This is a genomic window from Rickettsia endosymbiont of Polydrusus tereticollis (genome assembly GCF_964026385.1).
In the GTDB taxonomy this organism is placed as follows: Bacteria; Pseudomonadota; Alphaproteobacteria; order Rickettsiales; family Rickettsiaceae; genus Rickettsia.
Genome location: NZ_OZ032142.1, coordinates 461,056 through 486,950 on the forward strand (window position 1 = coordinate 461,056; position 25,895 = coordinate 486,950).

Here is a 25,895-nt window from a genome sequence, read left to right on the forward strand (position 1 = left end):
ATATAAAAAAATTTATGACACTAAAATGTGGGATTGTGGGCTTGCCGAATGTCGGCAAATCGACGTTATTTAATGCACTAACGGCGAGTCAATCGGCGGATGCGGCGAATTATCCGTTTTGTACTATTGAGCCTAATAGTGGTATAGTTTCCGTGCCTGACGAGCGTTTGCAACGACTAGCAAGTCTTGCCGGCTCTGCAAAACTTATTCCCTCTTATATAGAATTTGTTGATATTGCCGGGCTTGTTAAAGGAGCGAGTAAAGGCGAGGGGCTCGGCAATAAATTTTTAGCTCATATAAGAGAGGTAGACGCAATTTTGCATGTGTTACGCTGTTTTGAGGATACGGATATTACGCATGTTCATGATAAGGTTGACCCGATACATGATTTAGAAATTATAGAAACAGAATTAATACTTGCCGATATAGAATCGGTAGAAAAACGTTTAGCTGCGAGCGAAAAACGCTTAAAAACAGGTGATAAAGCATTAAAAGATCAAGTAGAATTACTAAAGGAAATATATAAGGTATTAGCTGACGGCAAGCCTGCACGAGTGCTTAATAATATTTATGATCAAGAAGATATAAAACAGCTGCAATTACTAACCTCAAAACCGACTTTATATATTTGTAATGTCCTTGAAAAAGATGCAGCAATAGGCAATGCATTAACAAAATTAGTAGCTGAAAGAGCAGCAAAGGAAAATGCTAAATGCGTGGTTATTTCCTCAAAAATAGAAGCTGATATTGCTTTACTTGAGCATCAAGAAGAAAAAGAAGAATTTTTAAAAGATATCGGGCTTGAGGAAACGGGGTTAAGCAAGGTTATTAAAGAGGCGTATAATTTGCTAAATCTTAAAAGCTTTTTTACAATTGGTCCTAAAGAAGCACATAGCTGGACTTTTAAAGAAGGTACTTTTGCACCTGCTGCAGCCGGCATAATTCATACGGATTTTGAAAAAGGCTTTATCCGTGCAGAAGTTATCGGCTATGAAGATTATATAAATTTAGGTAGCGAAGCAAAAGCTAAAGAAGTTGGGAAGATGCGATTAGAAGGTAAGGAATATAAAATGCAAGACGGTGATATAGTACATTTCAGATTTAATGTTTAAATACGAGCAGTATACCAATTCCCCAATGTCGTTCCTCCAGTGTTGTTGCATGGATTGAATTTTTGCAAAGCGTACGGTGTCATACTGTGGACTAGTGTACAATCTTTTTATTAAGGTCTTTTCTGGATACCGTGGTCAAGCCACGGTATGACACCATACTTGTAATAACCATAATACGGTGAATTATGATCCGTGCAACAACGCCGTATCCACGCAGGAATGATACAAATCCAAGCTATTTAGGTTAAACTAGTATATTATGTATGAAATATTAAGCGATAGGTCGATTATTGAAATTACCGGCAAGGATGCAGTAAAGTTTTTACAAAACCTGACAACTAACGATCTTACAAAAACTAATTATTGTTATACTTATCTTCTAAACAATCAAGGAAGGTATTTATTTGATTTTTTCGTTTTTATTCCCTCGATGGAACAGGTTTTTATCGATATAAATAAAAATAATAAAGAAGCATTTATAAGCCATTTAATTTTTTATAAATTACGTGCTAAAATAGAAATAACGGATTTAAGCGGTATTTATCAAGTAATTTATTCTCATCAAATCCTTAATACCGAATCATTAATTGCTATTCGTGATCCGCGTTATAAATCTTTAGGGTTTCGTTCGATAATTAGTAAAGAGGTTGATTTGGAGCAAAATATTACTACTAAAAAATTATATTTAGAAGATAAATATAATTTTTCAATTATTGACGGTTACGAAGATTTAATTAGTAATAAATCTATTCCTATCGAATACGGAGCAGAAAAATTAAACGCTATTAGTTATGATAAAGGTTGCTATGTTGGGCAAGAAGTTATTTCAAGAGCAAAATATCAAGGGGTAATCAGAAAAAAAATATTTAAAGTTTCTGCTGAAAAAGATTTATCTATTTTAGTAAAAGAAGATGAGATTTTTACAGGTCAGGACAAAATCGGTGTTATATGCTCAGCTTATCAAAATAAAGCGATTGCCTTAATTAGGGAAGAAAAATATTCTGCCGAGAAAGATTTAAATATTACGGTAGCGGGTTTTGATATTAAATTATCACTGCCGTTATGGTATTATTAACCCCAACAACGCTAATGTCTTAGGTGTTGTTATGCCTCTAAAAATGGTTCCAATGTCATACCGTGGCTTGACCACGGTATCCAGAAAAAACCTTAATAAAAAGACTGGATGCCGTGATCAAGTCACGGCATGACACCGTACGCTTTGCAAAAATTCGATCCCACGCAGCAACACCGATCAAGGAACTAGAATGACACCGTACCTCGTTATTTCAGCTAAAACTTTTTAGTAACCGCTCAATCATACTATCAACTTCTATGTCCTCTATCTCGCCGGATTTACGGTTTTTTAACTCTACTAGATTATTTGCCGCTTTTTTAGGTCCGATTATGATTTGATAAGGTGAGCCGATCAGGTCATGCGTGGCGAATTTACTACCTGCTCGTTCATTAGTGTCATCATATAATACTTCCACATTGTGAGCTGTAAGTTGTTTATATAATTGTTCCGCTATTTGGCAAGATTGACTATCAAGAATATTTAAATTAATAAGCGAGACCTTAAAAGGTGCAATATTTACCGGCCATATAATACCTTTTGCATCGTAATTTGCCTCTATTATGGCGGCAGCTAGCCGTGAAATGCCGATGCCGTAAGAACTCATTTGCACCGGTGCGAGTTTGCCGTTTTTGTCGTTTATCAGTGCATTCATCGCCATAGAATATTTATCGCCGATATAAAAAATATGTCCGACTTCGATTCCTTTACTGCTGATTATGTCATTTTCCGAAATCGATAATTTAGTTGGGTCGTGTTTTTCTTCAGCTGCTGCATACCAAGTTTTAAGTTCCTCTATGTCGATTTCAGTGTGTTCTTTTAATGTTTTAAATCTTTTATCGTAATAAATAGTACTTTCGCCGGTTTCGGCAATAATATGGAATTCATGGCTAAGATTGCCGCCGATAGGACCGTTATCGGCAATCACCGGCACGACGCTAACACCGAGATCACAAAATGTATTAATATATGCCTTATACATATTGTTATAAGTTTTAACGGCGTGTTCTTCGTCTATATCGAACGAATAAGCATCTTTCATTAAGAATTCCCGCCCTCGCATAACACCGAAGCGGGGTCTAATCTCATCACGAAATTTCCATTGAATATGGTATAAATTTTTCGGTAAATCTTTATATGATTGGATATTATGCCTAAAAATATCGGTAATCATATCTTCATTAGTCGGACCGAATAATAAAGTATGATCGTGACGATCTTGAAATTTCAGCATTTCTTTACCGTAATTTTCAAAACGTCCCGACTCTACCCATAAAGAAGCCGGTTGAATGCAGGGCATTAACACCTCAAGCACGCCGGCTTTATTCATATTTAGCCGTACGATATTTTCAATATTTTTAAGGACTTTTAAACCTAATGGTAACCAGCTATAAATACCGGCTGCCTGCTGTCTAATCATCCCACTCCTAAGCATTAATTTGTGGGATATTATTTGTGCTTCTGCCGGTTCTTCTTTTAATACAGGTAGGAAATATTTGGATAATAACATAATTTATTTACTTTTTTACTAATATTTATAGTTGTTATAGTGTCATACCGACATTGTTGCATGGCTCGAATTTTTGGTGTCATTCCCGCGAAGGCGGGAATCCAGAAAAAACACTTAAAATAAGCAAAATTATATAAAAATTTACTATATAATTCGTTTAAATATTCTCTGGATTCCCGCCTTCGCGGGAATGACATATAGGACTTTTCTAGAGCCATGCAACAACGCCACGGGTGTCATGCCGTGACTTGATCACGGCATCCAGTTCTTACCTTTCTAGACCCCGTGGTCAAGCCACGGGGTGACAAGTTCTAAACTCTTCATTTACGAGCTATATATTCTACCTTTTTGAAGTAAGGTTAAGGAATTCATGACGATATTTTTGTTGTTCGGCAAATATACCCGTATAATGCATAGTATTCATAATACTATTATTTTGCATTACTCCCCGAAGCGACATACAGCTATGCAAAGCGGAAATTTTTACGGCAACGCCTAAGGGCTTTAAATGCTCTTGTAGACTTTCGGCAATTTGGACGGTCATTTTTTCCTGGATTTGCAGCCTTCCGGCAAAAACGTTTATTATTCTTGCCAGTTTACTTATACCGATTATACAATTATCGGGGATATAAGCTATATCAACCGTGCCGCTCATCGGTAATATATGATGCTCGCAAAAGGAATTAAAATGAATATCTCGCAGTAAAATAAAATCCTGAAAATTACAAGTATCATAAAATTTAGTGCTTAATATCTCGGCTATATCTTTTTTATAACCGGAAAACATTTCAGTGTAACTATTAATTACACGCTCAGGTGTTTTAAGTAGCCCCTCTCTATTCGGGTCTTCGCCGATAAATTTAAGAAGCGTTCTTACTGCTTCTTTGGCTTCTTCTTTCGAGGGTTTTTTAAATGTCATAAATTTGATTATTTCTAGAAAAGATTGTTTTACCACAAATAAAGACAAACATCAAGCCGCTCGCTATAGCATTAAGTCCACCGCCTCTCAACTAACCTTGTTGCATGGCTACCGGAATCGTCATTATAAAGCTTTTTCTTTACATTTCCCTCTTATTTGTTATATCATATTTTAGATTTACAGTATATTTCATAAAGCTTGGTACAAGAGACGCTGAACTAAGCGGTGTTGTTGCGTGGTTCTAAAAAAGTGCTATATGTCATTCCCGCAAAAGCGGGAATCCAGAAAAAAACACTTAAAATAAGCAGAATTATATAAAAATTTACTATATAATTCGCTTAAATATTTTCTAGATTCCCGCCTTCGCGGGAATGACATCAAAAATTCGAGCCAGGCAACAACGCTGAACCAAGTTCAGCATGACAAACATATAACAATTAAGTAAAAAAATATAATATGTACGATAAAAAAAATATTTTTGCAAAAATTATCAATAAGGATATTCCGGCAGAAATAATTTATGAAGATGAAAAGCTGTTAGCATTTAAAGATATAAATCCGGTAGCACCGGTGCATTTAATCGTTATTCCTAAACAAGAATATATTGATTATGATGATTTTATTGCTAAGGCTTCTTCTGAAGAAATAAAATATTTTTTTGCTAAAATTTCTGATATCGCAAAAGAAGCCGGCTTGAATGAATCGGGTTACCGGTTAGTAACTAATAAAGGGGAAAATGTGGGGCAAAGCGTTTTTCACTTTCATTTTCACATTATAGGCGGAAAAAAAATTTCCGGTTTAATCGGTTAGAAGAATATGAGTAAAAAATATAATATTGCAGTAATCGGTGCTACGGGAAATGTTGGGCGGGAAACCATTAATATTTTAGCTGAGCGTTCTTTTCCGATTAACAAAATTTACGCCGTAGCATCAAATAATTCTATGAACACCGAAATTAGTTTCGGCGACGATATAGTAAAAACAATTAGTTTAGATAATTTAGATTTCAGTGATGTTGATATTGCTTTTTTCTGTGCCGGCTCTGATCTTTCAAAAGAACATATCCCAAAAGCTATCGCTAAAAAATGTATAGTTATTGATAAATCTTCTTTTTTTAGACTCGACGCAGAAGTAGCTTTAATTGTTCCTGAAGCTAATTTATCAAAATTAAAGGATTATTCGGTTAAAAATATTGTTGCTAACCCGAATTGTTGTACTATACCGCTGGCAGTCTTACTAAAACCTTTAGATGATGAAGCAAAAATTAAAAGGGTTATTATCTCTACTTATCAATCGGTGTCCGGTGCAGGTAAAGCAGGTATGGACGAGCTTTATAAGCAAACTAAATCCAAATATACTTTCGGGGAAGTTGATGCAAAAATATTTCCCAAGCAAATAGCCTTTAACTTATTTCCTTATATAGGTCATTTTAATGAAGACGGCTATACAAGTGAAGAATCTAAAATTGCTCTTGAATTACAAAAGATTATAGGAAATCATATAAATGTTAGCGTTACTTGTGTCCGAGTACCGGTATTTGTTGCTCATTCTATGGCAGTTAATATTGAATTTAATAGTAAAATGGACGCATTTGAAGCAGAAGAAATATTAAAAGACGCCGACGGAATCATTACAATCTCTAAACTTAATGAAACACCGTATATTTCTCCTATTGAAGTAGTAGGTGAGGATTCAGTATATGTCAGCAGAATTAGAGACGACAATACGCAAGCAAATACTATAAATTTATGGGTCACGTGCGATAATTTACGTAAAGGGGCTGCACTAAACGGCGTACAAATTGCTGAAGAATTAATTAAGAATTATTTACAATAAACAAATTTTTACTTTATCTTGTTAACTTTGTCTTTATAATGCTATGCTTACAGCGTCATTCATAAAGCTTGACGGTGTTGTTGCATGGCTCTAGAACGTTCCGTATGTCATTCCCGCGAAAGCGGGAATCCAGAAAAAACACTTAAAATAAGTAAAATTATATAAAAATTTACTATATAATTCGCTTAAATATTCTCTGGATTCCCGCTTTCGCGGGAATGACATCAACAATTTGAGCCACGCAACAACGCTCGGGATAGTCTGGATGGCTACGATGCCAAAAGGCGTCTCGCCATGACGGATTAGGTATCCACGCAACAACGCTTTCGTGGCTTCGCTATGACGGATTTTTATTAATTCTAACTTCAAATTTAAAAAGATTTATAAAAAAGCTACATAAACTTGAGATAAATACATGAATAAAAATAATGTTATAACTAACAAAAACCCTTTGGTACAAGCATTAGAGCAATGCAAAACGGCTTTTTGGATAGTTTTTTGGTTTGCTTTCGTAATTAATGTTTTGATGTTAATTACGCCGCTTTATTCTTTGCAAGTTTTAGATAGAGTCCTTGGCAGCGGCAATTTATCAACTTTATTATTTTTATCGATAATAATAGCTTATGTTTACTTTGTTTACGGGCTGTTACAAGTTGCAAGATCCTTTACTCTAATTAAAGTAGGAGAATGGCTTGATAGAACGGTAGCACCGGTAGTTTTTTCTATTTCTATTTCCGCCGCCGCAACCAGGTCTAATATGGGTTCTAGCCAGTTGCTTAGGGACTTCCAAACGGTTAAAACCTTTTTAACCAGTACCGGCATTAATACTTTATTCGATGCTCCTTGGAGTATTATCTATATTATAGTTATTTTTTTAATTAATAAGTATCTTGGAGCTATTACGGTTTTAGGAGCGGTTATTATAGTTTCGACTGCCTTTTTTAATGCGGCGGCTACTAATAAAACGCTCGGTGAAGCTACCGAATTTTCAATAAAAGGTATGACGCAGGCAGATATCGCCAATAGAAATGCCGAAGTAGTTGAAGCTATGGGGATGATGAAAAACGTTACTCACAATTGGCATAAATTTAATTTGGCGGCATTAGATAAGCAATCGGTTGCTAGCTACCGTAACGGTGCAATTTCTAACTTTTCAAGGTTTATTCGTAACGTTATGCAAATGGCGGTAACGGGCGTCGGTGCTTATGTTGTCGTCACCAGCGGCGGTAGAGACATGACGCCCGGCAATATGATTATGAGTTCGATAATAGTCGGTAGAGCATTAGCACCTTTCGATAATGCTATTGAGATGTGGAAAAGTATGAGCGGTGCTCTTAAATCGTATAAAAATATTAATCAACTATTTGCGACATATAAGTCAAGAGATGAAGCTATGCCGATTCCTAACGTCGAGGGGCATCTCACGGTGGATAATATTTATTATGCTACTCCTATTCCAAGCCATTTACCGCAACCGCCCGTACCAAAATATATTTTAAAAGGAGTAAGCTTTGCCGTCCAGCCCGGAGAAATACTGGCAATTATTGGACCTTCGGCGGCGGGAAAATCTACTTTAGCTAAGATTATAGTCGGAGTATGGAAAGCATTATCAGGTTCAGTGCGACTTGACGAGGCAGAAATTTACCGATGGAATAGAGAAGATTTCGGTAATCATGTAGGATATTTACCGCAAGGAATAGAGCTTTTTAGCGGCAGTATTAAACAAAATATAGCCAGAATGCTTGAGAATCCCGATCCACAAAAAGTTATCGAAGCGGCAAAGATAGCCGGTGCTCATGAGATGATTTTAAGATTTGCCGACGGTTATGATTCCGATATCGGTGCCGGAGGTTCAAATCTGTCCGGCGGACAAAAGCAACGCCTTGGACTTGCTCGAGCCTTTTACGGTAATCCGAAACTGATTATTTTAGACGAGCCGAACGCTAACTTAGACGAAGCGGGAGAAGTGGCTTTAGCAAGTGCTTTAAAACAAGCAAAAGCTAAAGGAATTGCCTGCGTGGTAATTTCTCATAGACCGTCGGTATTATCGGTGGTAGATAAAATTTTAATATTACAAGACGGTGCAGTAGCTGTTTACGGTAACCAGGAAGAAATCCAAAACCATTTTAAAACTTTAAAGGGCGGCACAATTCATATTAATGACTAGATTTTAAATATTATGCAAGAATCAAAAAACAATAAGCCTCAAATTACGCCGGAACAATTAAAGCAATTATTGTCTTTAAAAAGTGATGCAATGTTTGCCAAGGGTTCCAAACGTAAAATATTATCCAATAAAATACTTACCGGAATTTCTAAAATAATAGAATTTTTACTGATCAAACTTGATAGATTCGTTAATTTTATTACCAGAAAAACGGATAAGGATCGTAATAATGTGGTGCAAACTGCCAGGTCACCGATTATTTTTGGCGTTTATGTAATAATTTTCTTAGTTTTAATAGGCGGCATGTGGGCAAGCTTTGCACCGTTAGATAGCGGAGCCGTTTCAGTCGGTATAGTAATGCCTAGCACCAACAAAAAGACAATTCAACATCATGAAGGCGGAATTATTGCCGGTATCTTTGTGGCACAAGGTGACAAAGTTAAAGCCGGGGATAAATTAATCGAACTTGATGAAACTAGAATCAAGAGCGAACATGAAAGTATCTTAAATCAATATAGAAATGCTTTAGCTACCGAAAATCGTTTAATTGCCGAACGGGATAATTTAGAACAAATTGAATTTGCCGAGTTTTTAATGGAAGATATAAATATTCCCAAAGTGGCAAAAATAATTCATACGCAAGAAAATTTATTTAGGTCAAAAAAGGAAGTCTACAGGTCAGAAAAAAATGCTCTAAATCAGAGAATTGCCCAGCTGGAGAAAAAAATTGAAGGGCTAGAGGCTAAAAAAGTTGCCGCTAAAAAAACAGCGGAAGTATTACAAGATCGCCTAAAAGCCTTGAAAATTTTAATGCAAAAAGGTTTTGTACAAAAAGCAACTTTGCTGGAAATGGAAGCAAAAGAAGCTAATTCCAGAAGTGAAGTTGCCGGAATAGATACCGAGATTGCCGGCACAAGGCATGCTATTACCGAAAGTGAAATTAGTATCATAAATTTACAAAATAAATATACTGAAAAAACATTAACCGATCTTCGAGAAGCACAAGTACAGGTAGCACATCTTAGAGAAAAATTTACCTCCCTTACCGATTCGCTTAGTCGCATAATTATAAAATCACCGGTCGACGGGGTTATTAATGTCTTAAACTATCATACAATCGGTGGCTTTATCAGCCCGGGGCAACCTATTTTAGAGATTTCGCCGACTAATGATCCTTTAATAATAGAGGCGAAAGTGTCGCAAAAAAATATTGATGCCGTGCATGAAGGGCTAGTAGCTAAAATACGCTTCAGTGCGTTTAAATCAAGAACGACGCCATTATTTACCGGCAAAGTAGTGAAAATCTCACCCGATATTGTACAAGATCGGAATCAAAACCCCGCTCAACCTGATAATTATTATATAGCTCGCATTGAAATTGATATGGACGAGTTCAATAAAATTGCTAAATCTAGGAAATTAGAGCTGCATCCCGGCATGCAAGCCGAAGTACAAATCGTTACCGGCACCAGAACGCTTTTAAAATATCTCCTTGATCCTCTAACTGATACGGCATTTAAGGCTTTTAGAGAAAAGTGATAGGAATTAAAATGTGGATAAAAAAGATTATGCAAGTGTAGGCTGTCGCATCTTTTGGTATTGTTTTTGGCGTTGTTGCGTGGATCGAGTTTTTGATGTCATTCTAGCTAAAGGCGGGAATCCAGAAAAAACACTTAAAATAAACAAAATTATATAAAATTTTACTATATAATTCGCTTAAATATTCTCTGGATTCCCGCCTTCGCGGGAATGACATACAGCACTTTTTTTGATCCATGCAACAACGCTTTCAGTCGCTCGCCTTGACGTTTAGGGTATCCATGCAACAACGCCGAATTTCATCCCAAATCCTGCAAGTTATACAGTATAAATCACAACCCTAATTTTCGAGGCTTATAATATTTAACCCAAATATCTATTAATAGCTTGGTAATAATAATTGCCGAGAACATCGAAGAAATAATACCGATTGTTAGCGTAACCGCAAAGCCTTTTATTGCCCCGACACCAAAGATATAAAGTAAAAAGGCGACGATCAAGGTCGTAATATTAGAATCAAGAATAGTCGCAAAAGCAGATTCAAAACCTATTTTGATTGAATAAAGGTTTGAAGCTCCTTTGCGTAGCTCTTCTTTGATTCTTTCATAAATTAATACGTTAGCATCGACTGCCATGCCGATCGTTAATATTATGCCGGCAATCCCGGGTAACGTTAACGTTGCCTGAAAGAGGGACAATAATGCTAAAATATATAGCATTGCAATGCTTAAGGCAATATTAGCAAACAGCCCTAACACGCCGTATGACCAAATCATAAATATTACTACGGCAACAAAGCCGATAATCCCGGCTTTTTTACCGGCTTCGATAGAATCAGCACCGAGATTTGGACCGATACTTCTTTCTTCGATTATTTTTAGCGGGGCAGGGAGTGAGCCGGCTCTAAGTAATAAGGATAATTCATTTGCCGATTTGACGGTGAAATTACCGGAAATAATGCCGTTACCACCTAAGATTGGCTCATTTATTACCGGTGCACTAAGTAATTTATTATCCAGCACGATAGCCAAACGTTTACCGGCGTTATTTTTAGTTATTTCGCCAAATAATTTACTACCTAAATTATTAAAGGAAAAAGCCACCACCGGCTGTGAATTTTGATTAAAAGAGGCTGAAGCATTAGTCAGTTGATCACCGCCTAAAATAGCTTTTTTCTTGATAACTACATAATATTCTTGATGATTCTCGCTTTCTCCTTTCACTAAAATCGAGCCGCTAGGCACATGCCCCTTAACTGCTTCTTCTATATTTGCCGTTTCATCGACTAAATGAAAAGTTAGCTTTGCCGTTTTGCCTAAGATATTTTTTAAGTGTGTCGGGTCTTCCTCGCCCGGTACTTGCAATAATATATGTTTATCGCCTTGCCTATGCAAAGTAGGTTCTTTTGTACCGGTGCTATCAACCCGCATCCGAACAACCTCAATAGATTGATCGACTACTTCATTAAGAAGATGACCTAATTTTGTATCGCTATAGCTAAGCTTAAGTTTATTATCTTCATAGTTAACAGTAATTTCAGAATCAATTTTATTAACGATTTTTTTGACTAGCTTCAATTCTTCAGGATTACGTAATTCTAATTGCAGGGTATTTTGTCTAATTGTAAGATTTTTATAACCTATTTTATCTTCTCGAAAAGATTTTCGTAAAGTATCGGCTAAATTTTCCATTGAATCGTTTAAATAGCTATCAAAATCTACGTCTAGTAATAAATGTGCTCCGCCTCGCAGATCAAGCCCTAAATTCACCGTATTATGAGGTAAGAATTTAGAATTTACCGCTGTAAAATTAGGCAAAGCACATATAATAGCGATTATTGTACATATAATAGAAAGAAAAATTTTCCCTTTAGGAAGATTTTGCACTGATTACCTTCTTATCTTTTTTATTAATATCTTTCTTGTTGGTTTTAATTTCCTTCGGGCGACTGGTGATATCAACGATTGCACTTTTTAAGATTTTAATATGAACGTCTTTGGCTATTTCAACTTCAATTTTATTATCCGTATCGTTAACTTTACTGACCGTTCCGAAAATACCGCTATTTGTTAAAACTTCTTCGCCTTTTTTCACGTCGCCAACTAGCTTTTCTCTTTGACGGCGACGTTTTTCTTGCGGGCGAAGTAATAAGAAGTAAAATACTGCAAAAATTAATACCATCGGGATTAAACTAGTCAAACCCGAAAAAGGTTGCGACGGTTCTACAGGCACGACTTCCGTTTCCTGTATTTCTATTATATCGCTATTATTTGCTGTATTAGTTTCATTAGATGCCATATTTTCCTCTATATAACTTTAAATTTTAGTATGTTAAAAATAGCTTTAGAATCGTTTTTATGCAAGGGGAAATAGATTAAGATTTATTCATAAGAATATTATGTTCTTCGATATATTTTTTATCTACAAAATATTCGCTAACTAAATGACCTATAAAATGAAATATATAAGCTATAAATAAATATTTAATAAAAAGCTTTGAATATAAAATATCAATAAAAATTTTTATTTCGCATCCTATAGTATATTTTTTTAACTCTTCTTGCATTGAGATATTTATTTCAGGAAATGCACTTATAAAAGCATCTAAGAAGAAAAATAAAATAGGAATATATCCACTTATGTAAAATATACTAGGTTTATATTTTATCCACTTAATATTAATTGTTTGTAAATAATTTTTTATTGAAATATGTGCACATATTATTGGGAGAGAGAAAACTATAATAAAAGCTAGAAATATTGCCAATTCATAATTTTCAAATACTTTACTATCTATTCCCACATTTTTTATAAAAGCTAAAGTTAATATCCTAGTAACAAAATATATAATGAGATAAAAAACGATTATACGCAGAAAAGTTATATTGAGCTTATCACGTAAAAAAGTTATAGTTTTCAAATAATTTTTTGGATTTTTAAATTTTAAATATAACTTGAGATTAAAAAAAGTTGTGCGGAATGGTGATAAAAGTATACGTAAACATGTTAAATGAAAAAACATTTTAAACTTAGGAAAAGAATACTTTATAGATAATAAACCTTCTATACAATATAAAGCTAGTATGAAGCCAGAAAACCTTAGTAAGAACTTAGAATTAAATATCCTTTCTATATATTTAATATAAGCTTTATCAACTTCATAACAGTATTTAAACCAATTTTTGTCTATAAAAGGTTGAAACTGTTTTTTTAATTTTTTTCTATATGAACTTCGTTTATTCTTGTATTTCATAAGTAGATATATTTAAAAAAAATAGAAGAAAAGAAAAATTAGAGATTTTAAAGGTTAAGGCATTTAAGTTTATTAAAAGCTCAATATACGACGATATGGAGCGGGTGAAGGGATTCGAACCCTCGACTTCGACCTTGGCAAGGTAGTGCTCTACCCCTGAGCTACACCCGCTTAACTTAAATAATAAGCGAAACTTGAATATAAAAAACAACTAACTAAAAAGCAAGCATAAAATATGCAAAATAACGAATATATTTATTATTACCAAATATCCCTTGTTTGACTCTATTGCCTATGTTATAAAATATGGCTAAGAAGCCGTAGCTCAGTTGGATAGAGCGAGCGATTCCTAATCGCTAGGTCGGAGGTTCAAATCCTCTCGGTTTCACGCAATACCGATTCTTAATAAATTCCCAAATTTATGCTGATTATTGATAATCAAAAAATATTAGATGAGTTTTGCACTAGATTGTCTAATATCGATATAATAAGTATAGATACGGAATTCTCACGCCGTAATACTTATTATGCTAAGTTGAGTATTATTCAAGTTAAAGCCGGAAGTTATAGTGCTATGATCGACGGTTTAAGTAACCTAGACCTTGCCGCTTTTAATCAGATATTAATTAACGATAAAATCCTTAAATTATTTCATGCTCCTCGTGAAGATTTGGAGATTTTTTATTATTTATTCGGCGTGTTGCCTTGTAATATCTTTGATATTCAAATTGCCGCCGATATTTGCGGTTTCGGTAAGCAACTAAGCTATGATGATATTTGCTATAAAATTTATGATGTAAAAATCGATAAAACTTATCAAAAAGCCAATTGGTTAAAACGTCCGATAAAAGAAGAGATGTTAAATTATGCAATGCAGGACGTAGAATATTTAGAAGTAATTTATAAAAAACTATATAAGATAATTACCGAAAATAATTTAATAAAAGAATATAATACTCAATTGCAATATTTATTAAATATTAAAAACTATTTTGTTAAACCTGAAGATGCTTGGCGAAAGGTTAGATTTAGTAAAGAATCAAGCGAGCTTATTGCTAAAATGCAAATTTTAGCAAGCTATCGTGAAGAGCAAGTAAAACAAATAGATATCCCTCGCAAACATTTTATTTTAGATGAAGATTTAATAAAGTGTGTCAAGCACTGCCGGTAACGGAAGAAGATTTTAAAAAGCTAAAACTAAAAAGCCGATATTTACATAAACAACAATATAGTGAGCAAATAATAAATTTGTGCAAGAAAATTAGTTTAATGCAAGTTGCCGGTTAGAATTACTTTCAATGTCATTCCCGTGAAAACGGGAATCTAGAGAGTATTTAAGCGAATTATATAGTAAATTTTTATATAATTTTGCTTATTTTAAGTATTTTTTCTGGATTCCCGCCTACGCGGGAATGACATATAGCACAACAACACGGGTACAAGCCACGGCATGACACCGTACGCTTGGCAAAAATAATTATACAAGGTTTAAATAACAGTGCTTAAAGATTTTTTGCTAAACTACTGAATTTAGAATATTGACTATCATAATGAAGCTGCACATTGCCGACTCTGCCGTTACGATGTTTGGCTATTATAATATCGGCAATATTATAAACTTTATTAAGTTTCTCTTGCCATTCAAGGTGTTTTGTATCACCTACATCCGGTTCTTTTCTTGTTAAATAATATTCTTCACGGTAAATAAACATTACTATATCCGAATCCTGTTCAATCGTTCCCGATTCTCTAAGGTCTGATAACATCGGTCTTTTATCTTCTCTGAGTTCCACGGCTCTCGATAACTGAGATAAAGCAATAACCGGTATATTTAACTCTTTAGCTATAGCTTTTAAACCTTGGGTAATCTCTGAAATTTCGGCTACTCTATTTTCAGACTTACTGACTCCTCTAATTAATTGTAAGTAATCTATAAATAATATTCCGAGGTTATGTTTCCGCTTCATTTTCCTTGCACGTGTACGGATAGCAGAGATTGATAAAGCTGCACTATCATCGATAAAAAACGGTAATTCAGATAATTTTGCCGCCTCAGTGCGGAGATTATTATAATTCTCTTCGCTAAGATGTCCGGTACGCAGTGCAGAAGAATTAATTTCCGTATGCATTGACAGCAAACGTGTAGTAAGTTGTTCCGAAGACATTTCCAACGAGAAAAAACCTACGGACTGCATTTCTTCTTGTTGTCTGGTATTTTTTAACTGCATTGCTTTGCAGGCATTAATAGCAAGATTTACGGCAAATGCCGTTTTACCCATTGAAGGACGACCGGCAAGAATTATCAGATCTGAATTATGAAACCCTGATAATGTTTGATCTAAATCACTCAAACCGGTAGATATACCGATTACGTGATCGCCATTTTTCATAGCCCTGTTAATGCTGGCTAACGACTCAGAAATAGGCGTACCTATTTTTATAAAGCTTTTTTCATTTATTCCTTCACTGGCTAAATTATAAAGCTTGACTTCTGCATGTTCAATTTGCTGTGGTGCATCTAAATCTAAAGAAGCATTATAAGCGTTATTTACTACTTCTTCACCGATTTGGATTAAGTTACGCCTTAACGCCAAATCATATATTATTTTGCCGTAATCCAGAGGATTTATTACCATCATCGCAAGGGTTACTAGCTTGGTAAGATATTCGGCTCCTTCTATTTCTTGAAATAAAACATCTTGGTGTAGCATGCTACGCAGAGTTATAGGAGTGGCTATTAAGCCTTTCTCGGTAATTACTTCTATTGCATTATAGATTTTTTGATGAATAGGTTCTAAGAAATGTTCGACCCGCAAAAATTCCGATACGGAATTTAAAGAATTGTGATTAGTTAAAATTGCTCCGAGTAGCATTTGTTCGGCTTGCACGTTTGACGGTAAAGTTCTAGCTACAGGTAGGAGCTTATCTTCAGTGCTGTTAAAAAGATTTACTGTTTTCGAGTTTGCTTCAGGATTAATTTTATTGCGTGCCATTTTATATTTTTTTACTTTCAAAATTAGCTTTTGTTATCTTCTAAGGCAAGTTGTCAAATTATATTTCTCATATTGCGGGCGTTGTTGTGTGGTTCTAAAAAAGTGCTATATGTCATTCCCGCGAAGGCGGGAATCCAGAAAAAACACTTAAAATAGGCAAAATTATATAAAAATTTACTATATAATTCGTTTAAATATTCTCTAGATTCCCGCCTTCGCGGGAATGACATCAAAAATTCGAGCCATGCAACAACGCCAATGCCATGCAAGAATGACATCCTCAGGCATTATCCCTTAAGTTTATATCTATTGCCGGTATAACAATAACATTACCTATTTAAAAATTTTTCTGCTTCAAGGGCAGCCATACAGCCTGTTCCTGCAGCAGTAACGGCTTGCCGAAAAATTTTATCTTGCACGTCGCCGGCAGCAAAGACTCCTTCTATGCTAGTCTTAGTTGAGTTCGGTTTAGTGATGATATAGCCGTCACTATCCATGGCAATTTGTCCTTTGAATAAATTAGTATTCGGTTGGTGACCGATAGCTATAAATACGCCGCTACAATTAATTAAGCTTACTTCTTTAGTGTGAACATTTTGAATTTTTACGCCAGTGACTGAAGTAGGATTTTCACTGCCGATTATTTCATGGGCGACGTGATCCCAAATTACCGATATTTTGGGATTTTTAAATAACCTTTCCTGTAATATTTTTTCGGCTCTAAAACTATTGCGGCGATGTATTACCGTAACTTTACTTGCATGATTAGTTAAATATAATGCTTCTTCAACGGCACTATTGCCTCCGCCGACCACTATTACTTCCTGTTTCTTGAAAAAAAATCCGTCACAAGTAGCACAAGCCGATACGCCAAATCCTTGAAATTTTTTCTCCGAAGGAATATTAAGCCACCTTGCTTCCGCACCGGTACAAATAATTATACTATCCGCTTCATATTCCGTACCTGAACCGGTAAAAATCGAAAAAGGGTTTTTCGATAAATCAACTTTTTCAACGTAATCGGTTATAATCTCAGTGCCGACATTTTTTGCCTGCAGCGTCATTTGTTCCATAAGCCACGGTCCTTGCACACTTTCTGCAAAGCCCGGGTAATTTTCAACATCGGTAGTAATAGTAAGCTGCCCGCCCGGTTGGTTGCCGTGAATTAATATCGGTTTTAAGGCTGCTCTTGCCGTATAAATTGCACTACTCAGCCCCGCAGGTCCTGAACCTATTATTAATACTTTTGTTGTAATTTTCATAATATGTATTTATTATTTTGTTTTTTCTATGTCATTCCTAGCTCAAAGCGGGAATCCAGAAAAATACTTTCTGAATTCATTTTAGCATGACAAAAAAAGGGCTGGATTCCCGCTTTCGCGGGAATGACATAAAGAGCCTTTTAATCTTCTGCACGAAAACGATTATATGGCGTGACATTACCTATTAAATTTTCTCCAACCACGATTTTATATAATTAATTTGATCAAGATTCGTTAAAGATGGAGTATGACCGGCATAGCTTACTTCATAAAGGTCAAAGTTTTTTGTTTTTTGCATCTCTTCAATAGTAGATTTTGTTAAAATATCAGATTTTACTCCATGAATCACTAATAATTTACATACTATTCTTTTCCATATCGTCCACATATTTACATCTTTCGGGGTAGTATTATCAATTGACATGCCGTGAACTATGCCGGGGTCATAATTCATTTTATATTTTCCGCCGAGAGTAGGGATAACACTATATTTAGTTAGATAATTCCAATCTTCTTCGTTATTAATGCCGATTTGAGAATAAATAACCTTTAAATGTTGTTTTGCACTATCTAAATCATCGAAAATAACAGTTTTTTTAGCATATTTGCCAATTTTAACCAAAGGAGCTGAAGAAATAAACGGACCGATATCGTTTAGTATCATAGCTTTAAAAATATTTTTATATTTGCTTGCAAGTACCATACCGATTATGCCGCCCATTGAGCTACCGAGCCAAATCGGCTTTTTGATGTTTAACTTTTTAAAAAAAAGCAACGTATCTTTAACATAGACATGATAATTATAATGTTTATTCATTTCAAAATTTTCGCTCTCACCTCGTCCCGGATAATTTAAAGAAATTACTCTAAAATTATTACTTAACCCTTCGGCAATTTTATCGAAATCATGAGCGTTTCTAGTTAACCCGTGTGCACATACTATTACGTTAGGGTTTTCATGGTTACCGAATTCAAGATAAGAAATTTTATGAGAAGGGACATATTGAGCAGAAAACCAATTAATATAAGAGTTAATTTTAATTGCATGTATTTGCATTCGTGCTACCGATATTACTATAGTTTAAAAGGTTAATTTAAATTATTTAAAAATATACTTACCATAGTCGGCATATATATTACTACAAAAAGTAGAGATAAAAAAACTGTAGCGGCAACTTTCTCGGGATAAAATTTTTGTAAATTAGCTATAACTATAGTATTTGCAGCAAGCGGTGCCGTAGAAAGCAGCTTTAAAGCATTATAATGATCATTATTATACCATTTGGTAACAAAATGATCAAACAAAATAAAAATTCCTACCCCGATGGGATAAAACAAAAATTTTGCCGTAAAAGTAGCTAGAGTAAATTTTATATCGATCTCAAATTTTTGCATGCTTGAGAGAGCAAGACCGACCATAACCATACCGAGTATAGAAAAAGCTCCTCTCATATTATACAAAAAATCATCTAAAAAATCCGGTAAAGTAAGACCGCAAAAACTAAATAAACATCCTAATAAAAAAGCGTTTAAAATAGGAAGTTTTATTACTTTTAAAATACTATCCGTAGTGTTGGCAAAGCTTCGCATGCAAATATAAAACCCAACTGAAGATTCATAAATATTTACGCCTATTACCGCCATCATATAAATACCTAAAGTGTAATCGTCAAAGAGAGCAGCGGCTATAGGCAACATAAAATAACCGCCATTTGCCGTGCCTGCCGATAATGCTATAATGTTACGGGTATGATCTTGCCAGAATTTACCGAAGAAATAATAAGAAAATAATGATAGCAAAGTAGCAATGACAAACGTTACGACCGTAACGCTTAGAGCAGAAAGTGTAAGGGTAGTACTAGCAGGAATAGTAAAAAATACTATAGGTGAGATAAAATAGAATAATAAAGAAGAAATACTATCCTTCTCGACATTTGAGTATTTACCTGCCAAAAAACCTATCACCACGCTTAGTAATACGGAGATGGTTTTAAAGAAAACTATACTAAAGATTATCATGAAAAAAGCCGAAAATAACTATCAAATGGTCTATAACCGTCAGAGAACCGGCGTTGTTGCATGGCTCGAAATGTTGCAAAGCGTACGATGTCATTCTAGTTCCTTGATCACGGCATCCAGTCTTTTTATTAAGGTTTTTTCTGGATACCGTGAGAGGGGCCACGGTATGACACGATACTTGTAATAACCATAATACGGTAAATTATGAGTCATGCAACAACGCCCAGAGAACCTACTGAATCTTAATAAAAATAGCAAATAATTTTTACTTTAAATATCCGTTATATGGGAATTATAGTTAATTCAACCCGATTTGCATACAAAATGTGCTTTATATTGGTATAATAATATTTTAAAATTTTATTTTTTCATTAATATAATTACACCTATAAATTTTTTAAGCAATTTTTAATTGAAAATTAATAATATATATGTTATTTAAAGTGCATAAAATAAACATATTATCCACATGTTTTTAAAATTTGTATTTTTTTTATTTGTTACATTTTTTTATATAAATTCTTATGCAATGCCTGTTCCTATCAGTCTTGAATTAAATAAAGCAACGGTAGATGACATAATAAAAAAATACAAAATTACTAAAAAAGAACCCAATTATTGGCAAGGATATAATTATTTTATAGATATCAAAGACGTTAATTTAGAAAAAATATCACGGGCTTTAGTAATATGTAACGATTTTAATATCGTAGAAGCCGTAATTTTAACAATCGATAAAAATAAATTTGAAGAATTTTATACCGCTTTAACAAGTAAATATATGTTAGTAAAACAAGACATAAAACCGGAAGGAAATAAAAGTGCTACTTTTATTAATGATGGTTGTTCAATAATACTTGAAGCTCCGGAGTTTAGCGTTGATATGGAACTTACATATGTAACGGATAATTTTTATAAGAAATTTTTAGAAAAATTGGAGCAAGAGGAAAAATTGCAGCAAGAGCAGATAAAGAATTTGTTGTGAAAAAGGTTAAAAGCGTTATGTTGTGACTTGATCAGCAATTGTTGCATGGCTCGAAAAACGCCTAAATCCGTCATTGCGAACGACTGAAAAGGCGTTGTTGCGTGGCTCAAAAAAAGTGCTCTATGTCATTCCTGCGAAAGCAGGAATCCAGAAAATATTTAAGCGAATTATATAATAAATTTTTATATGATTTTGTTTATTTTAAGTGTTTTTTCTAGATTCCCGCTTTCGCGGGAATGACATACTTCTGCTTTTATCAAGCCATGCAACGACACCGATTCGCAGGAATGACATCAAAAATTCGAGCCATGTAACGATGCTTTAACCACGTATAACTTTTTTCTTCCCTAATTTCTTAGCTTTAATTTTATTATTAGAAGCAAGCTTAATAGAAGGCTTAGATGGAGCGACATTAAAATGTCGGTCTAATAATCCGATCATTTGTTTATCTCGAGAAATTGCTGTTTTGCCGCCGGTAACTACGGCAATTAGAGATTTACCGTTTCTAGAGGCAGTAGTTACTAAATTAAAACCGGCAGGAGTATGATAACCGGTTTTTAACCCGTTAGCACCCGCATAATTTTTAGTGACTCTATTGTGACCGTGTACAATATTACCCCTAAAAACAAAACTGGTTTTTGAAAATAAAGGATAGAATGAAGGATAATTTTTTTGTAATGCCAATGCTAATTTAACAATATCTCTTGCCGTAGTTTTTTGCAAAGGATCATGCCAACCCGAAGCATTTTTAAAGTAAGTATCTTTCATGCCTAGTTGATATGCACGAACATTCATTAGATGAGCAAAATCTTTTTCTGAACCCTTCATATTCTCCGCTACCGTTACTGCAACATCATTAGAAGATTGCACGACTAAAGCTATAATTGCTTCTTTTACGGTAATAGTCTCACCGGCTTTTAAACCAAGTTTACACGGGGGCATTTTTGCTGCTTTTTCCGATACGACTAATTTTTTATTTAAAGATAATTTGCCGTTTTCGATTGCTTCAAACATTAAGTACAAAGTCATAAGCTTTGTTAGAGAAGCGGGATAAATTCTGATTTGAGCATTTTGAGCATGTAAAACCTTGCCGGTTTTTGCGTCAACTACTAAGCTAGTTTGAATAGGGGGTTTCGGCGAAACTTTGATAGCTTTTTTTGCTTCGCTTATCGGTGCAATAAAAGCTACGATAAAAACAATAAAAGGTAATAAAGATTTTTTTACCATAGGATTTTTTTGTGAATGTTAATTTTTGCAAAGCAACCCGGTGTTATGCCGTGGCTTGTACCTGTGCTGTTGCCTGGCTCGAATTTTTGCAAAGTGTACGGTGTCATGCCGTGACTTGATCACGGCATCCAGTCTTTTTATCAAGGTTTTTTCTGGATACCGTGGTCAAGCCACGGTATGACATTGAAGCCATTTTTCGATCCATACAACAACGCTCGCCTTTAGCTAGAATGACATCGAAAATTCAAATCTAGACCTTAATACTCGAAGCTATACTTTTCTATTAAGATAAACTAATATAGCAAGTCCAGGCAAGGCTAAAATTATAGTTAATACAAAAAAACCGTCCCATCCGAGTATATTTACTAATTTGCCGGCATAAATAGTGACCGTATTGTTACATAAAGAGGCGGCACTACTAAGTAATGCATATTGTGTGGCAGAATATTTTTTATTACATAAATTGCCGATATAGCCGACTAATGCAGTAGCTCCCATAGCACAAGCGAAATTTTCTACAGAAATAGCAACTAGCAATGCTTCAAAAGACGGCGTTTGGTGATTAAGCCAGATAAATGCAAAATGTGTAAGGCTTTGGGCTATGCCGGTAATAATTAACCCTTTGAAATTTCCAAGGCGATACATTACAATCCCGCCGGCAAAACCGCCGATTAGCGTTGCAAGCAGTCCGTAAAATTTAACAATTACGGCTATTTGTCCTTTTGTATAGCCTAGTTCTATGTAAAAGGGCGAGGCAACAGCACCAAGCATCGCATCGCCTAGTTTAAAGAATATTACCGCTAAGAGGATAATTACCGCAAATTTTCGAGTAAAAAATTCTTTAAAAGGATTAATTACTGCGTGTACCCAGGACACAAAGGAAATAATGTTAATTGTTTCTCGTATTAGTTCTTTTTCTCTAACGGTTATAATAAAAATCGTTGCAATAGCAAAGATTACGCCCATCCCAAGGAATGTTGCTTGCCAATCATCACCGGTTATTTCTGCAAAATATAAAGCACCGGCACCGGTAATAAGCATACCGATTCGGTAACCGAGTACGGCAGTTGCACTCGCTAAACTTTGTGTTTCTTGGTCAAACTTGTCAATACGAAGAGCATCAACGGCAATATCAAATGTGGCAGATAAAAATCCTAATGCTATCGTTAAAAAATATAGTAAAGTTAAAGAAGCCGCCGGCTTAACGTTACTCATAGTAATTAACACTAGGGCGATTAGGCTACTGCATAATATAAGCCAGCCTTTTCTGTGACCGAATTTACTTAACAAAGGCACTTTAAAACTATCAATTAAAGGCGACCAAAATACTTTTAAAGAATATGATAATCTGGCAACTGCAAAAGTAGTGATAACGGCAATGTCAATTCCTGACTCTTTAAGCCATACTCCCAGCGTAGAAAAAATTATAGCAAGAGGCATGCCGCTAATTACCCCTAAAATTAATATTTCAAATAATCGATAATCTTTAAAAATTTTCTTTAGAAGCATAAAATTTAGTTAAGTAACTTATTAAAGAATTCTTTATATAATTAAATATCTAAAGGTGCAATATTTTTTATTGTATACGGTAAAAATTAGCATATACTATAATATATATACGTTATAGGGGGCTTATGAATAAAGTAAAAGTTTTTATGCATGGTCACAGTCAAGCTGTACGATTGCCAAAAAAATTTAGATTTAAAACTAAGGAAGTAAGTATTATACAATTAGGTAATGGTTTGATTCTACAACCTATGCCTAAAACCTGGAAAGAAGTATTTCAGGAGCTTGCTTCAATTCCAACTGATGATATTTTAATTGGTAGAGAAGATTTACCTCCTCAAGAAAGGAAGTATTTTGAATGATTTACATGCTTGATACCAATATTTGCGTTTATGCAATTAATCAACAACCGGAATTTTATTATAAAAAATTAGAATTATTAGAGAAAGATAATATTATAGCTATATCTTCGATAGTATTAGCGGAGCTTCAATATGGTGTTGCTAATAGTAAGAGGAAAGAACAAAATCAAATCAAGTTAAATATATTTTTAAGTAAATTAGAAGTAATAGATTTTTCTGCCAAATGTGCTTTTTATTATGGAGAGTTACGGGCAGAACTTAAGAAAAAAGGCATTATAATAGGTAATAACGATCTACTAATAGCAAGTCATGCCTTATGCGAACAAGCAATTTTAATAACAAATAATATATCAGAATTTAAGCGTGTAAAAGGCTTAGCTTTAGAAGATTGGTCAATAATTTAACCTATCGTTTCTAATATCATTAAAATTAATTATCCCTCACCACTTAGTGCTACCTTTTTTTCATGTATATTATCTATTAGTTAATTTACAACTAAAGGTAATATATGAAGAAGATAATATATAGCAATCAAACTTTCCAAAATATGATAATAAAGTCGGCTACCGATAATGAGGTGGTCATTGTCGGTTATGCAAGCGTTTATAATCTTGCGGATCATCATAATGATTTAATCGTTAAGGGAGCTTTTGCTTCAGCACATCATAGTAATATTAGATTTCTTTGGCAGCATGACAGCAAAAAACCGATAGGAGTTATTACGCATCTATCGGAGGACGATTACAGTCTAAAAATGGAAGCCGTAATTAATAATAAAGTTAAAGCGGGTAGTGAAGCAATAGAGTTAATAAAGCAAGGAGCAATAGACGGCTTATCTATTGGGTTTTACGTAAAAATGTCAAATTATAACGAAGTAAAGCAACGGGTCATTACTGAAGCTGAGCTTGTTGAGGTAAGTATAGTAACTTTTCCGGCTAACCGTAATGCTAAAATTTTATATATCACTAAACAAGAGGATAATATGGAGCAAAATATAGTAACCAAAGATGTAATAACCGATCAAATTAACGCCGAGAAAATTAATGAATTACAAGAAAAGATGCATAACATACAAAATTTTCTAGCAAGACCGCACAGTGCAAATATAGAGGATAGTGAGTATAAAACTGCCTTTATTGAATATATTCGCAAGGGAGAGGAAAATGCATTTATTCGTAAATCATCTTTAAATAGTAGTAGTGAAGAAGGCGGCGTATTGATATTGCAAACCTTATATAATAGCATTATTAGCGAGATTAACGCCCGTTGTCCAATGAGGCAAATAGCTTCAATTGAAACGATTTCTACCAATGCCCTTGATGTGATAAGCGAAAACGGTAAGTTTAGCAGTGGGTGGGTTGGAGAAGTTGATTTGAGAGAGGAAACGCCGGCAGCAAAGTTAAAACAACAAAGGATTTTTGTGCATGAGCTTTATGCACAGCCGAAAGCAAGCCAAGCATTACTTGACGATGCAACGATTAAGGTGGAAAATTGGTTAACGGAGCGTCTGCGAGATAATTTTGTTAGAATGGAGAATGATGCGTTTATTAACGGTGATGGAGTAAAAAAACCTAGAGGTATATTATCACCCGATCATGGTAAAATAGAGAAATTTAAAATGGGTAATAAAATCGAGCCGGAAAAATTATTAGATTTTATTAATTCTCTCAAAGAAGAATATTTAGCCAATGCAACGCTGTTAATGAATCGTGTTACCTTATCGGAAATACAAAAACTAAAAGACAAAAACTAAAAGACAAAAACGGACATTTTATTTGGCAGCAATCACTTTCCGATTCGTTTAAACAAACTATTTTCGGAGTACCGGTTATTTGTTGTTCGGATATGAAGCCGATAGGTAAAGATATTTGTGCTATTGCGATAGGGGATTTTAAAGCAGCCTATAAAATAGTTGATCGTAGCGGCATTAATATTATGCGTGATCCTTATACCGAAAAGCCTTTTGTTAAATTCTATGCAGTAAAAAGGGTAGGGGGCTGTAAAGGTTACGTAATTCGTTGACAGTTTTGTAAGAAAGCAAGAGGAGTTTTAGAGCTGCCAAAGATTGATGAGTTCTGATTTCATTATAATAAATTAAATACTCAAATAATCTATCTTTAAGCTCCTCTATAT

General features: G+C 34.5%; 22 protein-coding genes, 2 tRNA genes and 1 pseudogene. 13 read left to right on the top strand and 12 right to left on the bottom strand.

Annotated elements, in window-relative coordinates; all coding sequences use genetic code 11:
* Window positions 1-14 precede the first annotated feature (14 nt).
* Together ychF and AAGD48_RS02140 are read left to right on the top strand one after the other, a co-directional pair.
* Window positions 15-1,112 carry a redox-regulated ATPase YchF gene (ychF, locus tag AAGD48_RS02135; protein WP_341790265.1) on the top strand — a complete coding sequence of 366 codons (1,098 nt, stop codon included), beginning with the start codon at window positions 15-17 and terminating at the stop codon, window positions 1,110-1,112.
* A gap of 259 nt (window positions 1,113-1,371) precedes the next feature.
* Window positions 1,372-2,187 carry a folate-binding protein gene (locus AAGD48_RS02140; protein WP_341790266.1) on the top strand — a complete coding sequence of 272 codons (816 nt, stop codon included), beginning with the start codon at window positions 1,372-1,374 and terminating at the stop codon, window positions 2,185-2,187.
* Window positions 2,188-2,398: 211 nt separating this feature from the next.
* Here AAGD48_RS02140 and proS read toward each other — a convergent pair whose 3' ends face one another.
* Together proS and folE are read right to left on the bottom strand one after the other, a co-directional pair.
* Entirely contained in the window at window positions 2,399-3,694 is a 1,296-nt protein-coding gene (proS, locus tag AAGD48_RS02145) for a proline--tRNA ligase (RefSeq protein ID WP_341790267.1), read from the bottom strand.
* Window positions 3,695-4,034: 340 nt separating this feature from the next.
* On the bottom strand, window positions 4,035-4,613 hold the full coding sequence (folE, locus tag AAGD48_RS02150) for a GTP cyclohydrolase I FolE (protein WP_341790268.1): 579 nt from the start codon (window positions 4,611-4,613) through the stop codon (window positions 4,035-4,037).
* Between the two features lie 456 nt (window positions 4,614-5,069).
* Between folE and AAGD48_RS02155 the strand changes: the two genes are divergently transcribed.
* The 4 genes from AAGD48_RS02155 to AAGD48_RS02170 all read left to right on the top strand — a co-directional run bounded on the left by AAGD48_RS02155 (window position 5,070) and on the right by AAGD48_RS02170 (window position 10,155).
* Complete coding sequence (locus AAGD48_RS02155; protein ID WP_341790269.1) at window positions 5,070-5,423, top strand: histidine triad nucleotide-binding protein; 354 nt, start codon at window positions 5,070-5,072, stop codon at window positions 5,421-5,423.
* A 6-nt stretch (window positions 5,424-5,429) separates the two neighbouring features.
* Window positions 5,430-6,449 carry an aspartate-semialdehyde dehydrogenase gene (gene asd, locus AAGD48_RS02160; RefSeq protein ID WP_341790270.1) on the top strand — a complete coding sequence of 340 codons (1,020 nt, stop codon included), beginning with the start codon at window positions 5,430-5,432 and terminating at the stop codon, window positions 6,447-6,449.
* Between the two features lie 415 nt (window positions 6,450-6,864).
* Window positions 6,865-8,616 (top strand): type I secretion system permease/ATPase, encoded by a 1,752-nt coding sequence (locus tag AAGD48_RS02165; protein WP_341790271.1) that lies wholly within the window; start codon window positions 6,865-6,867, stop codon window positions 8,614-8,616.
* 12 nt (window positions 8,617-8,628) lie between these two features.
* Window positions 8,629-10,155 carry an HlyD family type I secretion periplasmic adaptor subunit gene (locus AAGD48_RS02170; protein WP_341790272.1) on the top strand — a complete coding sequence of 509 codons (1,527 nt, stop codon included), beginning with the start codon at window positions 8,629-8,631 and terminating at the stop codon, window positions 10,153-10,155.
* Window positions 10,156-10,487: 332 nt separating this feature from the next.
* On the opposite strand, the gene secD is transcribed toward AAGD48_RS02170, so the two are convergent.
* From secD to AAGD48_RS02190, 4 genes are all read right to left on the bottom strand, one after another.
* The gene (secD, locus tag AAGD48_RS02175) at window positions 10,488-12,041 is read right to left on the bottom strand and encodes a protein translocase subunit SecD (protein ID WP_341790273.1); all 1,554 of its coding nucleotides are present in this window, start codon (window positions 12,039-12,041) and stop codon (window positions 10,488-10,490) included.
* Window positions 12,025-12,453 (bottom strand): preprotein translocase subunit YajC, encoded by a 429-nt coding sequence (yajC, locus tag AAGD48_RS02180; RefSeq protein WP_341790274.1) that lies wholly within the window; start codon window positions 12,451-12,453, stop codon window positions 12,025-12,027. Before yajC ends, secD begins: the two co-directional genes overlap by 17 nt.
* A 76-nt stretch (window positions 12,454-12,529) precedes the next feature.
* Complete coding sequence (locus AAGD48_RS02185; RefSeq protein ID WP_341790275.1) at window positions 12,530-13,408, bottom strand: hypothetical protein; 879 nt, start codon at window positions 13,406-13,408, stop codon at window positions 12,530-12,532.
* 96 nt (window positions 13,409-13,504) lie between these two features.
* A tRNA-Gly gene (locus tag AAGD48_RS02190) sits at window positions 13,505-13,579 on the bottom strand.
* Window positions 13,580-13,722: 143 nt separating this feature from the next.
* Here AAGD48_RS02190 and AAGD48_RS02195 point away from each other — a divergent pair.
* Together AAGD48_RS02195 and AAGD48_RS02200 are read left to right on the top strand one after the other, a co-directional pair.
* Window positions 13,723-13,796 (top strand) — tRNA-Arg (locus AAGD48_RS02195).
* A 33-nt stretch (window positions 13,797-13,829) separates the two neighbouring features.
* A pseudogene (locus AAGD48_RS02200) lies at window positions 13,830-14,695 on the top strand (ribonuclease D).
* A gap of 215 nt (window positions 14,696-14,910) precedes the next feature.
* On the opposite strand, the gene AAGD48_RS02205 reads toward AAGD48_RS02200, so the two are convergent.
* From AAGD48_RS02205 to AAGD48_RS02220, 4 genes are all read right to left on the bottom strand, one after another.
* Window positions 14,911-16,401: a replicative DNA helicase gene (locus AAGD48_RS02205; RefSeq protein WP_341790703.1), complete on the bottom strand. Its 1,491-nt coding sequence runs from the start codon at window positions 16,399-16,401 to the stop codon at window positions 14,911-14,913.
* A 329-nt stretch (window positions 16,402-16,730) separates the two neighbouring features.
* On the bottom strand, window positions 16,731-17,663 hold the full coding sequence (gene trxB, locus AAGD48_RS02210; protein WP_341790276.1) for a thioredoxin-disulfide reductase: 933 nt from the start codon (window positions 17,661-17,663) through the stop codon (window positions 16,731-16,733).
* Window positions 17,664-17,847: 184 nt separating this feature from the next.
* Entirely contained in the window at window positions 17,848-18,720 is an 873-nt protein-coding gene (locus AAGD48_RS02215; protein WP_341790277.1) for an alpha/beta hydrolase, read from the bottom strand.
* Window positions 18,721-18,752: 32 nt separating this feature from the next.
* Window positions 18,753-19,682 carry an AEC family transporter gene (locus AAGD48_RS02220; protein WP_341790278.1) on the bottom strand — a complete coding sequence of 310 codons (930 nt, stop codon included), beginning with the start codon at window positions 19,680-19,682 and terminating at the stop codon, window positions 18,753-18,755.
* Window positions 19,683-20,151: 469 nt separating this feature from the next.
* Here AAGD48_RS02220 and AAGD48_RS02225 point away from each other — a divergent pair, with 469 nt between their 5' ends.
* Window positions 20,152-20,667, top strand: a complete 516-nt coding sequence (locus AAGD48_RS02225) for a hypothetical protein (protein ID WP_341790279.1) — start codon at window positions 20,152-20,154, stop codon at window positions 20,665-20,667.
* Between the two features lie 321 nt (window positions 20,668-20,988).
* Here the strand turns inward: AAGD48_RS02225 and AAGD48_RS02230 are convergent, their stop codons facing one another.
* Both AAGD48_RS02230 and AAGD48_RS02235 read right to left on the bottom strand, forming a co-directional pair.
* Complete coding sequence (locus AAGD48_RS02230; protein ID WP_341790280.1) at window positions 20,989-21,894, bottom strand: D-alanyl-D-alanine carboxypeptidase family protein; 906 nt, start codon at window positions 21,892-21,894, stop codon at window positions 20,989-20,991.
* A gap of 270 nt (window positions 21,895-22,164) precedes the next feature.
* Complete coding sequence (locus AAGD48_RS02235; protein WP_341790281.1) at window positions 22,165-23,403, bottom strand: AmpG family muropeptide MFS transporter; 1,239 nt, start codon at window positions 23,401-23,403, stop codon at window positions 22,165-22,167.
* 125 nt (window positions 23,404-23,528) lie between these two features.
* Between AAGD48_RS02235 and AAGD48_RS02240 the strand changes: the two genes are divergently transcribed.
* From AAGD48_RS02240 to AAGD48_RS02255, 4 genes are all read left to right on the top strand, one after another.
* A complete protein-coding gene (locus tag AAGD48_RS02240) occupies window positions 23,529-23,762 on the top strand; it encodes a type II toxin-antitoxin system VapB family antitoxin (RefSeq protein WP_341790282.1) in 234 nt (77 codons plus the stop codon).
* A 5-nt stretch (window positions 23,763-23,767) separates the two neighbouring features.
* The gene (gene vapC, locus AAGD48_RS02245; protein WP_341790283.1) at window positions 23,768-24,166 is read left to right on the top strand and encodes a type II toxin-antitoxin system tRNA(fMet)-specific endonuclease VapC; all 399 of its coding nucleotides are present in this window, start codon (window positions 23,768-23,770) and stop codon (window positions 24,164-24,166) included.
* Window positions 24,167-24,270: 104 nt separating this feature from the next.
* A complete protein-coding gene (locus AAGD48_RS02250) occupies window positions 24,271-25,515 on the top strand; it encodes a phage major capsid protein (protein ID WP_341790284.1) in 1,245 nt (414 codons plus the stop codon).
* A 20-nt stretch (window positions 25,516-25,535) separates the two neighbouring features.
* On the top strand, window positions 25,536-25,784 hold the full coding sequence (locus tag AAGD48_RS02255) for a phage major capsid protein (RefSeq protein ID WP_341790704.1): 249 nt from the start codon (window positions 25,536-25,538) through the stop codon (window positions 25,782-25,784).
* The last annotated feature ends 111 nt before the right edge of the window (window positions 25,785-25,895 follow it).